This is a genomic window from Povalibacter uvarum (genome assembly GCF_014202975.1).
GTDB classification, from domain to species: domain Bacteria; phylum Pseudomonadota; class Gammaproteobacteria; order Steroidobacterales; family Steroidobacteraceae; genus Steroidobacter; species Steroidobacter uvarum.
Genome location: NZ_JACHHZ010000002.1, coordinates 998,896 through 1,011,450, shown reverse-complemented (window position 1 = coordinate 1,011,450; position 12,555 = coordinate 998,896). Strand labels below are relative to the sequence as shown.

9 protein-coding genes are annotated in these 12,555 nt (G+C 62.8%); 2 read left to right on the top strand and 7 right to left on the bottom strand.

Annotated elements, in window-relative coordinates:
- Positions 1 to 50: 50 nt before the first annotated feature.
- Complete coding sequence (locus HNQ60_RS10685; RefSeq protein WP_184331463.1) at positions 51 to 467, bottom strand: hypothetical protein; 417 nt, start codon at positions 465 to 467, stop codon at positions 51 to 53.
- Positions 464 to 760: a hypothetical protein gene (locus HNQ60_RS10680; RefSeq protein ID WP_184331461.1), complete on the bottom strand. Its 297-nt coding sequence runs from the start codon at positions 758 to 760 to the stop codon at positions 464 to 466. Before HNQ60_RS10680 ends, HNQ60_RS10685 begins: the two co-directional genes overlap by 4 nt.
- A gap of 141 nt (positions 761 to 901) precedes the next feature.
- On the opposite strand from HNQ60_RS10680, the gene bglX reads away from it, so the two are divergent.
- Positions 902 to 3,142, top strand: coding sequence for a beta-glucosidase BglX (bglX, locus tag HNQ60_RS10675; protein WP_184331459.1), 2,241 nt, complete (start codon positions 902 to 904; stop codon positions 3,140 to 3,142).
- 85 nt (positions 3,143 to 3,227) lie between these two features.
- Here the strand turns inward: bglX and HNQ60_RS10670 are convergent, their stop codons facing one another.
- From HNQ60_RS10670 to HNQ60_RS10660, 3 genes are all read right to left on the bottom strand, one after another.
- Positions 3,228 to 5,492 carry a putative bifunctional diguanylate cyclase/phosphodiesterase gene (locus HNQ60_RS10670; RefSeq protein ID WP_221304126.1) on the bottom strand — a complete coding sequence of 755 codons (2,265 nt, stop codon included), beginning with the start codon at positions 5,490 to 5,492 and terminating at the stop codon, positions 3,228 to 3,230.
- Positions 5,493 to 5,699: 207 nt separating this feature from the next.
- Positions 5,700 to 7,592, bottom strand: a complete 1,893-nt coding sequence (locus HNQ60_RS10665; protein WP_184331457.1) for a gamma-glutamyltransferase family protein — start codon at positions 7,590 to 7,592, stop codon at positions 5,700 to 5,702.
- 160 nt (positions 7,593 to 7,752) lie between these two features.
- Entirely contained in the window at positions 7,753 to 9,147 is a 1,395-nt protein-coding gene (locus HNQ60_RS10660) for a metal-dependent hydrolase family protein (RefSeq protein ID WP_221304125.1), read from the bottom strand.
- 87 nt (positions 9,148 to 9,234) lie between these two features.
- Here HNQ60_RS10660 and HNQ60_RS10655 point away from each other — a divergent pair, with 87 nt between their 5' ends.
- Positions 9,235 to 10,155 carry a glutathione S-transferase family protein gene (locus tag HNQ60_RS10655; RefSeq protein ID WP_184331455.1) on the top strand — a complete coding sequence of 307 codons (921 nt, stop codon included), beginning with the start codon at positions 9,235 to 9,237 and terminating at the stop codon, positions 10,153 to 10,155.
- A 62-nt stretch (positions 10,156 to 10,217) separates the two neighbouring features.
- Here HNQ60_RS10655 and HNQ60_RS10650 read toward each other — a convergent pair whose 3' ends face one another.
- On the bottom strand, positions 10,218 to 11,930 hold the full coding sequence (locus tag HNQ60_RS10650) for a M28 family peptidase (RefSeq protein WP_184331453.1): 1,713 nt from the start codon (positions 11,928 to 11,930) through the stop codon (positions 10,218 to 10,220).
- Between the two features lie 194 nt (positions 11,931 to 12,124).
- Positions 12,125 to 12,553, bottom strand: a complete 429-nt coding sequence (locus HNQ60_RS10645) for a type 2 periplasmic-binding domain-containing protein (RefSeq protein ID WP_221304124.1) — start codon at positions 12,551 to 12,553, stop codon at positions 12,125 to 12,127.
- Positions 12,554 to 12,555: the final 2 nt, after the last annotated feature.

Here is a 12,555-nt window from a genome sequence, read left to right as displayed (position 1 = left end):
ATCGATGACCCGCTCCGCGGATCGGCAAATCCCGCAATGCGCCGTTGGACTCAGCTCGCCCGTGGCAGCACGAACACACGACGCGCGGCATCTACGTCGAGCTGATCGAGCGAATAGCATTGAGCCAGCGCACCGCTTCGATGGTCCAGCAGGTCCGGTCGGCGCAGGATCATGGAATCGAAGGACTCCCCGGGCGTCGAGCGCAGCACGCGCTCCTCGTTCATCAACGCCAGATACGCCCAGGTGATGGTTTCGTGATACTTCGCCGCCGCCCCGACGGCTGTCACGTACGCTCTGAGCCGCTCACAGAATGCTCCGGCGCCCGCCGGAAAGCCGTATCGCTGCAGATATTGCCAGCCGAACGACAGGTGCAATCGATGCGAGAACTGCGCAGGGGGCAAGGTGCAGGCTTCGAAGGCCTGGAGTTGCGCGTCGCGATCGTGGAGTGACTCGACTGCTGCATTCATCGTCGTACCCTCCGGGCCGTCTTGCCGGCCTTTTTGCTGCTGCCCTGGGATTCGGCTTCCACGAGCTTGTGGCTGTCCTCGGCGGACAGATCCAGTCCGTAAATGCGCTTCAGGTCGGCGATCTGCGCCAGGGTCTGGTCGCTGAACGCGCTCTTGCCGTCGAAGGCGTGGAGGACGATCCCCTCCAGCAGATCCCCTAGTGTCATGCCCTTCAGCGCACAGAGCGCCTTGAGCACATTGAGGATCCGGCTTTCGATGCGCACGCCGGTCTGCGTTCGGGCGATGGCCGTCATGATTCGTACCTCGGTAACTTGGTACCAATGTACCACTGCGACGGCGCCATGCAACGGAACCTTGGCGACCGCCTGTCGGTTTCCAAGCGGGCGCGGGGCAGGTATGGTCACGCGCTCGCCAATGCCCTGGAGACCGACTGAATGGGTTTTCGAGCCTTCCGCCCTGCCTTCGCACTCCTCGCCCTCGCAGCCGTACCAGTAGTGAGCGCGCAGGACCTGGATCCGCAGATCGAGGCGCTCATCGCGCGCATGACGATCGAGGAGAAGGCGGGTCAGCTCACCATCCTGGCCGATGAATCGCGAGCGCCGCCGGACGGCGTCAACCCGGAGTTCAATCGCCGCAAGATCGATGAACTGCTCGCGGAGATTCGTGCCGGTCGCGTCGGCTCGCTCATGAGCAGTAACGGTGCCGCCGCGGGTCGCTCCACACAGCGCATTGCGGTCGAAGAGTCGCGCCTGAAGATTCCCCTGCTCTTCGGCGCCGATGTGATCCACGGATTCCGCACGGTCTTTCCGATCCCGCTGGGAGAAGCATCGAGCTTCGATCCCGGGCTTGCGGAGAAGACAGCGCGCGTCGCCGCGATCGAAGCATCCGCGTCCGGATTGCACTGGACGTTCGCACCTATGGTCGACATCGCACGCGATCAGCGCTGGGGCCGCGTTGCCGAAGGCGCGGGCGAAGATGTGTATCTCGGCAAGCTGTTCGCTGCCGCACGCGTTCGCGGCTTCCAGGGATCAGACCTGAAGGCGAACAACACGGTGCTCGCCACGCCGAAGCATTTCGCTGCCTACGGCGCAGTGAGCGGCGGCATGGACTACAACAGCGTCGAAATCGCCAGCCAGACGCTGCGCGAAGTTCATCTGCCTCCGTTCAAAGCCGCGTTCGATGCCGGCGCGCTATCGACGATGAGCTCGTTCAACGACATCAACGGTGTCCCCGCCTCCGGCAATCGCTGGCTGATGACGGATCTGCTGCGCGGAGAGTGGGGATTCAAGGGCTTCGTGGTTTCCGACTACACAGCGGACTACGAATTGATCCTTCATGGTTACGCCGCCAACGAACGTCAAGCGGCGAGGATCGCGCTCGACGCGGGTGTCGACATGAGCATGCAAAGCGGCATCTACGCGAGCCAGCTGCCGAAACTGGTTGCGTCAGGCGAGTTGCCGATGTCCGTCGTCGATGAATCCGTTCGCCGGGTGCTGCGGATCAAGAAGGCACTGGGCCTCTTCGACAATCCCTATCGCTCGCTCGACAGCAGCCGCGAGACGCTTGATGTCGGCACACCCGCGCATCGGGCGCTCGCTCGTGAAGCGGCGCGCGAATCGATCGTATTGCTGCGAAACGAGGGCAACCTGCTGCCGCTGAGGAAATCCACGCGAATCGCATTGATTGGCCCGCTCGGCGACGACAAGAGCAATCTCTTCGGTCCGTGGACGATCTTCGGCAGGGACAGCGAATCGATCACGCTCAAGGAAGGCCTCGCACTCGCTGGCGTGAAGAACGTCACCGTGGTCAAAGGCGCGGAGATCGAAAAAGAGATTCCGCGTGGCATCGCTGCGGCTGTGGCTGCCGCACGCAAAGCCGATGTCGTGCTGCTCGCGATCGGCGAAGGCGAAGACATGAGCGGCGAGGCGCAGTCGCGCACGGACATCATCGTGCCGGCACCGCAGCAGAAGCTCGCGGAAGCCGTCGCCGCGACAGGCAAGCCGGTTGTCGTGCTGCTCAGCACCGGTCGCGCACTTGCGTTGCATGGCGCTGTGCGCAACGCGGATGCAATCGTGCTCAACTGGTTCCTGGGCTCCGAAAGCGGCAACGCGATCACCGACGTATTGTTCGGCGATTTCAATCCTTCGGGCCGCCTGCCCGTGAGCTTCCCCCATGAATCGGGGCAGCAGCCCTACTATTACAACCATCGATCGACGGGGCGCCCCGTCCAGGACATCGAGAAGCCCGAGTTCAAGACGAAGTATCGCGAGACATTCAACGAAGCGCTCTATCCGTTCGGCCATGGCCTCGGCTACTCGAAGTTCACGTACACGGATACCGGAGTGTCGGCGACCACGCTGCCCTGGGATGGGCAGCTGACGGTGAAGGCGAAGATCAGGAACGCCGGTTCGCGCGAAGGAACCGAGCTCGTGCAGCTTTATATCCGCGATCCTGTTGCGAGCCTGACCCGGCCGGTGCGAGAACTGAAAGGCTTCCGCAAGATCCGGCTGGCCGCTGGCGAAGAAAGCGAGGTGAGCTTCCAGCTCACCCGTCGCGACCTGGAGTTCGTGGGGCTCGACAACCTATGGCGCGCCGAACCCGGTGAATTCCATGTGTGGATTGCGCCGTCGTCGGCGTCGGGGGAGCTGGCGAAGTTCGAGCTGGGCGCGCCGTAGCAGCGTTGCCGTCACTCCCGCGAAAGCGGGAGTCCATCTTGATCGACCGGATGGATGCCCGCTTTCGCGGGAATGACGACGGGTTCTACTCCGTCGATCCGAACACGGCGTGAGCGAAATCGCTCGCCGACATCGGCTTCGCAAAGTAGTAGCCCTGCAGTTCATCGCACTGGTTGTCGCGAAGGAACTCCAGCTGCTGCTCGTTCTCGACGCCTTCGGCGACGACTTTCAGTCCCAGGTTGTGGCCCAGCGCGACGATCGTACGGACGATGGTGGCGTCATCCGCGTCGGTCGCGATGTCCTGCACGAACGAGCGATCGACTTTGAGGCGATCGACCGGCAAGCGCTTCAGATAGCTCAGGCTCGAGTAGCCGGTGCCGAAGTCATCGAGGGCGATCTGGACGCCGAGATCGTTCAGCTCGCCCAGCATCGCGATGAACTGCTCCGCGTCGTGCATCACGGCGCTCTCTGTAAGCTCGATCTCGAGGTAACAGGCGTCGAGCGCTGTTTCCCGAAGTACGTCGGCCACGATCTGCACGAAGTTCTCCTGCCGAAACTGGCGCGCCGACACGTTCACCGACATGACGAAGGGCGGTATGCCGGCATCCTGCCAGGCCTTGTTCTGTTCGCATGCCGTACGCAGTACCCACTTGCCGATCGGCGCAATCAAGCCGATCTCTTCGGCGATCGGAATGAAGCGCGAGGGCGGCACGATCTCGTGCTCGGACACCTGCCAGCGAATGAGCGCTTCTGCCGCTACGATCTTTCGTGACTGCATATCGATGCGCGGCTGGTAGTGCAGTTCGAACTGCTGTCGCTCGAGCGCACGGCGCAGCTTGTTCTCGAGCTCGAGACGCTGCGTGATCAGCGCGTTCAGCTCGGCCGTGAAGAACTGGAAATTGTTGCGGCCCTTTTCCTTCGCACGATACATCGCCGTGTCCGCATGCTTGAGCAACGTCTCCGCCGTATCGCCGTCGTCCGGATAGAGCGCGACACCGATGCTGCAGGTCACGTTGAAGTCGCCCTGAGGAATCGTCCACGGCTGCGAAATATCAGAGAGCATGCGTTCAAGCACGACCGCAACTGCGTCCGGATCGCGCTGCCCGTTGATCAGGAGAACGAATTCGTCGCCGCCCAGCCGCGCAACCGTGTCGCTCTCGCGCACGCTTTGCTTCAGGCGTTCCGCCATCGCACGCAGAAGCTCGTCGCCGACATGATGACCGAGACTGTCGTTGATGAACTTGAACCGATCCAGATCGACGAACACCACCGCGAGGCGTGTACCGTAGTTCGCGGCCGAGAGAATCGCCTGCTGCAGACGGTCGTGGAGCAGCGAACGATTCGCCAGACCCGTCAGCGTATCGTAGTTCGCCTGCTGTTCGATGCGGGCCTGGTAGAGCTTGCGCTCGGTAATGTCTTCGACGGTGCCTTCGTAGCAAATGACGTGGCCATCGGGATTGTGCACCGCGCGTGCGTTCTCGGAGATCCAGATCACTTCGCCGTTCTTGCGATAGATCTGCGCTTCGAAATTGGCGACGACGCCGCGCGCCTTGATGAGCCTCATGAACTCGTCGCGACGCGACGGATCCACGTAGAGCTGGTGACGAATGTCCTTGAGCTTGGCGATGAGCTCCTGCGCCGATTCGAATCCGTAGATTCGCGCGAGCGCCGGGTTCGCATCGAGATACTGACCGTCGAGCGTCGTGCGGAAAATGCCTTCGATCGCATTCTCGAACAGGCTGTAGTAGCGCCGCTCGGCTTCGCGCAGCGCCTGGCTCGAGGATTTTCGTTCGGTGATGTCCTGAATGATGCCTTCGATCGCAATCAGGTCACCGGCTTCGCTGTAGACGCCGGCGCCACGTTCCCACACCCAGCGCACTTCGCCGCTGGCGTGCATGATCCGGTACTCCGTATCGAAGCGCTGCAGCAGCTGCAAGCCGTTCGTGATCTCTTCGCGGATGCGGCGGCGATCGTCGGGATGCGTAAGCGATTCGTACGAGAGGCGATTGTTGAGCAGCAGGTCGCTTGCGTCGTAGCCCGTCAGCCGGCGGCAGCCTTCGCTGACGAACTCCATCGTCCAGTTCTCATCGTCGCGGCAGCGATAGACCATGCCGTCGAGATTGCCGAGCAGCGTCTTGAACATGCGCGCCGTCTCGCCGCTGATGACGGTCGTATCGAAGGCCGGCGCATCATTCGCGTCCGTCGCCAGCAGCTCAGCGAGCGTCTTGCCCGGCGCCGCAGCCGGATCCCGCGAAGCGGTTCCGGTTCTGGCGGGCAAACGGGACTGAACCAGGCTGTCGTTACTCACGATTTCCGGGGCGGCGTCTTTCTTGGTCGCGGAAGACTTCATGCTCGAGCGTGCGTGATCGGATCGAAAAGGCGGCCTAGATAGCAGCCTCCCGCCCGCGTTCAGCGCGCTCCTTGTCACAGATTTGACGCGCAGCGTCAAGGCTGCCGAAGTTATTGTTCGAAGACGTGAAATTGCGCAGTCGGCGCACGCGGCGCGGGCGTTCTAACGCACTCCCGCACCACGGTGGAGCAGCTTGCCAAGACTACCTCACCACGCGATGCCGTAGTCCTCGCCGTACCACGCGGCGGCGCCGGCCATCGTCCCCCGCTTCTGGTCGAGGAAGATTGCGGTCACGGGGCCGGAGTTGTTCTCGACGAACTCCAGCTTGTAGCCCTTTTTCTGCAAGTCGGCGCGAACCCATGCCGGGATCGAGTTCGTCAGCGTGAGCCGGCCGGGGAACGATTCGTGGGCGCCGAACGAATCGCGCATCTGGTAGCTCGTGATGTTGGCGCCTTCGGCCGACTCCTGCACATTCATCCCGAACTCGACGAAGTTCAGGAAGAACTGCAGCAGGTTCTGGTCCTGCGTATCGCCGCCCTGGACTGCGAAAGCCAGCAGTGGCTTGCCGTCCTTCAATGCGAGCGACGGCGTCAGCGTAGCGCGGGGACGCTTGCCTGGTGCGACGACATTGAACGGATTCTCCGCCGGGTCGAGCACGAAGCTCTGCATGCGCTGGCTCATGCCGATACCTGTCTTGCCTGCGATCACGGCTGGAATCCAGCCGCCGCTCGGGGTGACCGAAACGACCCAACCTTCCTTGTCGGCGGCTTCGACACTCGTCGTTCCGAGACGGAAGGTGCGATCGAACTCAGCCATCGCCGTCGGACTCACCGGGCTCCACTGATTGGGCGCCGCCTTGTCGACCCGCGGCTTCACGGTGTGCCACTGCTGCAGCAGATCCGTGTAGGGATTCCTGCCCTTCTGGAAGGGATAGGGATCGCCTGGCTTCGCGTCCATGTCATTGCGATCGTCGCGAATGAGCTTCGCACGCTCTTTCGCGTAGTCCTTCGACAGCAGGCCCTTGATCGGCTCCTCGGGCGGAAAGGCCGGGTCACCGTAGTAAAAGTCGCGATCGGCGAACGCGAGATTCATCGCCTGGTACACCGTGTGGATGTAGCGTGAGCTGTTGTAGCCCATCGACTTCAGGTCGAAGTTCTCGAGAATGTTCAGCGCCTGCAGCATCGCCGGCCCCTGAACCCAGTGCGTGAGCTTGTAGACGTCTACGCCGCGATAGTTCGTCGTCACAGGCTCTTCGAGATGCACTCGCCAGTTCGCGAGATCCTGTTCCGTGTGCAATCCGCCGAGCTCACGCGCGCCGCGGCTGAATTCCTTCGCGATGTCGCCTTTGTAGAAGCGATCGTACGCGGCCATGATCGCGTCCTTGCGCGACTTGCCGGCCTTCAGCGCCGCCGCTTCGGTCTCGACGAGCTTGCGCAATGTCGCTGCGAGCTCGGGCTGGCGGAAAATCTCTCCGGCTTCTGGTGCAGCCCGGCCCTTGTAGGCGGGATCGTTCTCGTGAACGAGGAACGTCTTGCGCGACTCCGGCCACTTGCGCAGCTCGTCCTTCCAGCGCTCCATCGTATTCGCGGCCTGTTCTTCGATCGGATAGCCATCCGCCATGTCGATCGAGGGCGCAAGCACTTCAGCGAGGCTGAGTTTGCCGTACTCGGCCAGCATCACCATGATGCCGCCCGGCGTTCCCGGTGTGACTGCCGCAAGCGGACCGAACTCCGGCGGATACTCGTAGCCCTTGCCCTTGAAGAACTCCGGCGTCGCGCCCGTCGGAGCAACCCCGAGAGCGTTCACGCCGATGACCTTCTTCGTGTGCGGGTTGTAGATGAGCGCCTGCGTTTCGCCTCCCCATCCGAGCGTGTCCCACATCGTCGATGTGGCCGCGATCATCGCGCACGCCGCATCCACAGCGTTGCCGCCCTTCATGAAGATTCTCGCGCCCGCGGTTGCGGCCAGAGGCTTGCCCGTGACGGCGACCCAATGCTGACCATGCAGCACGGGTTTGACGGGCTTCGCGTTGGCAGGACCTGCTGCCCAGGTGAGCGCGGCGATAGCAACGGCAAGGCACGAACGAGTCGTTCTTCTCATGGGGATTCCCGATACAGACGGTCCGGATCGACGTCCTGCCGGCGAAACCGCGATGTCAGCGAGGCCTCCGCCGCGCGATGCTGGAGGATAGTAAACAAGCGTCAGGGATTTCACACGCGGGCTCACCCTTCTTCTGCGAGTCCGCCTGGCACACTCGGCGTCACTGCACCTGCGCCGGCATCTTGAACGCCAGCCCATCCTTGATCACGACCTGCACATCCTGCAGTTGCGAGATGTCTTCGAGCGGATTCATCTTCAGTGCCACGATGTCGCCGAACTTGCCTGGCGCGATCGAACCGACGCGATCTTCCCAGCCCATGTACTTCGCCGCGATCGAGGTCGCCGACCTGATCGCTTCCATCGGCGTCATGCCGCGCTGAACCATGATCGGGAACTGACGAGCGTTGAATCCGTGCGGATAAACCCCGGCATCCGTCCCATAGACGATCGCGACTCCGGCGGCGTGAGCCTTCGCGAAGCCTTGCCGCTGCGCCTCGGTGGTCTCGACATTCTTGCGCAGGAATTCTTCCGGCCAACCCTGCTTGCGACCTTCGGTGTCGATGTAGTCGCCGTTGTAGACATCCATCGACAATGCGACGCCGCGTTCCTTCGCCAGCGCGATCGCCTCGTCATCGATGAGTGAGGCATGCTCGATCGTATCGGCGCCCGCGAGGATCGCTTCCTTGATGGAGCGGGCGCCATGCGCATGAGCCGCGACTTTCTTGCCAGCCGCATGGGCAACTTCGACGACGGCACGGATTTCTTCCGGCGTCATCTCCGGTTCACCCGGCACGCCGCCGTAAGCGAGCACGGCGCCTGATGCGATCACCTTCAGCACATCGGCGCCGCCGTCGATTGCGATCTGTGCCTTGCGTTTGAACTCTTCGGGACCGCGCGCAACACCTGCACGAAATTCCGCCGGGATCTCCGCCATTGGCACGTTGGGCACGATGAGGTCGCCGCCGCCTTCGGGAATCGTGAGATAGAAGCCGCTCACCTGCATTCGCGGTCCGGCCGTCTTGCCATCGTTGATGGCATCACGCAGCTCGCGATCCGCCCACGATCGATACACACCGACATTGCGGACCGTCGTGAATCCCGCGAGCAGCGTCGCTTCCGCCTGTGAGCGTGAGAGCAGCCACTGCTCTTCGTCCTGGCGTCGCAGATAGATGCTCATGTCCGTCGTGTCGTTCGACGTTTCGGTGATGTGATCGTGCATCTCGATCAACCCGGGCAGGCACGTGTAGCCCCGCAGATCGAGCAGCGGCAGGTCCGTTGGCTTGCTGTAGCCGGCATCGACCGACGCGATGCGTCCCTCGCGAATCGCGATCGTCACCTCCTGTCGAGGCGCATCACTTACGCCGTCAATGAGCGTGCCGCACTGGATCGCGAGCGAACCTGCTTTGTAAGGAGCCGCAGCCAGCGTCACTGCCGCGGGCACCGGCGGCGCTGGTTGCTTCCCACAACCAGCAAGCATCGAAGCCGCGGTGATGCCCGCGATCAGAACCAAATTCGCCTGCATGGTGGATACCGCCCGCTTTACCGAAGAAGTCATTGCATGCATCGCCGAGACCCGCATCATAGCGCCGGGCTCACAGTGTTTTCTGGCCTGAAAGTCAGACTTGCTTCCGAAGGATCGCCAATGTCCACCCTCATCCTGCACCACTACCCCACCTCTCCTTTCGCGGAGAAAGTCCGCATCGCCCTCGGCCTGAAAGGGCTTGCCTGGCGCTCGGTGCTCATCCCGATGATCATGCCGAAACCTGACCTGATGCCGTTGACGGGCGGATATCGCAAGACGCCGGTCATGCAGATCGGTGCCGATATCTACTGCGATACGCAGTGCATCCTGCGCGAGATCGAACGACGTTTTCCCGAGCGCAGCTTCTACCGGGGCACGGACGCGGGCACAGCGAATGCCCTGGCGTTCATGATCGACCGGAACCTGTTCTCTCCCGCGGTTGGCATCGTCTTCGGCGCGCGCGACTTCGCCCAGCTCGCTCCGGGACTGCTCGAGGATCGCGCGAAGATGACGGGCCGTGAAATGAACCTGGACCGCATCCGTGCAGCGCGGCCCATGCTGGTCGATCAGTTGCGCATGCAGCTCGTGTGGTTCGCGTCGATGCTCCACGATAGCCGCCCGTTCCTGCAGGGCGATGATCCGACACTGGTCGACTGCGCTCTTTACAACCCGTGCTGGTTCATTCGCAGCAACCTGGGCGCCGTCGCTCCGCTGCCGGAATTCCCGAAGCTGCTCGCCTGGATGGATCGCATGGAGGCACTCGGTCACGGCACGCGAACCGAGATGGATTCGAAGGAAGCCCTCGCCATTGCGAAGGCAGCTTCCCCGGCAACGCAGCCTCAAGCCGATGCCAACGATTCGATGGGTCGCAAGCCTGGCATGAAGATCCAGGTCATTCCGGACGACGCCGGGAAAGATCCGGTGGAAGGCGAGCTGCTGTCGCTGTCGGCCGAGGAAGTCGTCGTGAGGCGCGCCGACGAGCAGGTCGGCGAGCTCGCTGTGCACTTCCCGAGAGCGGGGTATGTGATCAAGCCGGTTTGAGTGCGAGCGACGAGCCAGAGCCTTGCGGATCCAGCTCATCGCTCGCCGCTCACAGCCGGTGCTTACTCAGCCGCCTGCAGGGCCTTGGTGCGCGCCGCTTCGAACTCATCGCCCGGCACCCACGTGGGCATCGCATCCGCGTTGGCGATGTTCAGGCCCGTCCAGAAGCCGAGCTGGGCATCTTCGATCATGCCGTCGAAGTTCCAGCTGTCATTGATCTCATCGGACTGCTGGTGATAGCTCGTCGCTTCGTACTTCTCGCGCTGCTCGCGACCCCAGCCCGCGGGCTGGCCGATGAAATCGGTGCCGCTGCCGAAGTACAGCGCGGGCACGCCGATCTTCGCGAAGTTGAACTGGTCGGAGCGGTAGAAGCTGCCGCGATCCGGGAACTGATCGGCCTTCACGACGCGATCCTGCGTTGCGGCCACGGCTTCGAGCGTCGCATCGAGCGATGACTTGCCCTTGCCGATGTAGGTCACGTCCTTGGTGCGGCCCCAGATATTGCCGCTGTCGTAGTTGATGTTCGCGGCGATCTTGCCGGCCGGCATGGTCGGATGCTCGGCGAAATACTTCGAGCCGAGCAGGCCCTGCTCTTCCGCGGCGACGAACAGCAGCATCACCGAGCGGCGCGGAGCGGCCGGCATTGCCTTGAACGATTTGCCGATGGCGAGCACTTCAGCGACACCCGACGCATTGTCCATCGCGCCGTTGTAGATCTTGTCGCCCGTGGCATCGGGTTCGCCGACGCCGATGTGATCGTGATGCGCGCTGTAGACCACCCATTCGTCGGCCAGCTGCGGATCGCTGCCCTTCAGCACGCCGTATACGTTGGCCGTGGTCGAGCGGTTGATCTTGTTGGTGAAGTCGAGCGACGTCTTCACGCCGAGCGACACGGGCGTGAAGTCCTTCGACTTCGCCGACTCGACGAGCTTGTCGAGGTCATTGCCCGCCAGCTTCACGAGTTCGCGGGCGGCATCTTCGGTCAGCCAGGCTTTCGCCTGCAGGCGCGGCTCGCTGCCTGCGGGCAGCTCGACCTGCTCACCCGACCACGAGCTCTGCACGACCTGGAACGGATAGCCCGCGGAAGGCGTGGTGTGAATGATGATTGCACCGGCCGCGCCCTGGCGCGCCGCGCTCTCGTACTTGTAGATCCAGCGGCCGTAATAGAGGCGCGTGTTGCCTGCGAACATCGCCGGATCCCAATCCGGATCGTTGTTCAGCATCAGCAGCACTTTGCCCTTCAGGTCCTGGCCCTTGAAATCGTCCCAGCCGTATTCCGGCGCCTGAATGCCATAGCCGACGAACACGACTTCCGCGTCCTTGATCGAGGCCTTGTCGCTCTGCACACCGCTGCCCGCGATGTACTGATCCCACCACTTGAAGGAGGCCTTCTTACCGTCCTTCGCGAAGGTCCATTGCTTGGGCATCCGCGCTTCGACGCCGACGACGTCGAACGTCTGCTGGTAGTTGCCATCCGCACCACCCGGCTCGAAGCCGAGCTGCTTCAGCTGATCGACGAGATAGTCGCGCGCCTTGGTGTCACCCGCGGTCGCAGGACCGCGTCCCTCGAATTCGTCCGAGGAGAACGTCGTGATGTGCGTGCGCAGGAAATCCGCGGTGATCTGTGTCGCTGCAGTCTTTGCCTCGGCACTGACGACTTCGCGAGCCGCCTGCGGTTCGGGGGCGGGCGTTGGATCCTTGCCCTTGCAGCCCGCGATGGAGAGTGTGGTCAGCAACGCCGCGACGAGCGTGCCGTTACGCGAGAATGTATACATCGCAACTCCGGTGATCGAGACAGCGCGAGACTGTATCACCGGGAAATCGCGTGACAATCGTGGAACGGATGAAAGCGCCGGCGGGCGCGACGGGCCGCCGAGCCAGCTACGAGCTGCGAGCTACGAGCTACGAGCTACGAGCCAGAATTCTTGAGACTCTGGCTCATCGCTCACAGCTCGCCGCTCATCGCTTCTTACAGCTTCAGCGCCACCTTCACCGATCCGTCCACCGCGGACGAGTCGATATAGCCGATCGCCTTGGCATCGCCAGCGACGAATGCCTTCACGTCAGCATCGCTCTTCAGTTCCTTGGGCGGAGTGCCCTTGCCCGTGAAAGTGATGCGCGCCCACGTGGCCTTCACCTGGGCAGCCGAACGACCGGTTGCCTTCTGGTAGAAGTCACCGCGGATGCCGGCGGATTCCGGCTGGTCCGCGAGCGCCAGCGCGCCGCCGTCGGGAAACGTCGCGGAAGTACCGAGGTACATCGCGGACACCTGCTCCGCCGTGAGGTTCGCTGCCGGGTTCTTCGGGTTGACGATCACCACGATGTCGGCGCTCGCGCTCATCGAGCCGAGGCCGAGCAGAGAGGCGAGCAACCATGAATGAGTCTTCGCAATACGCATGG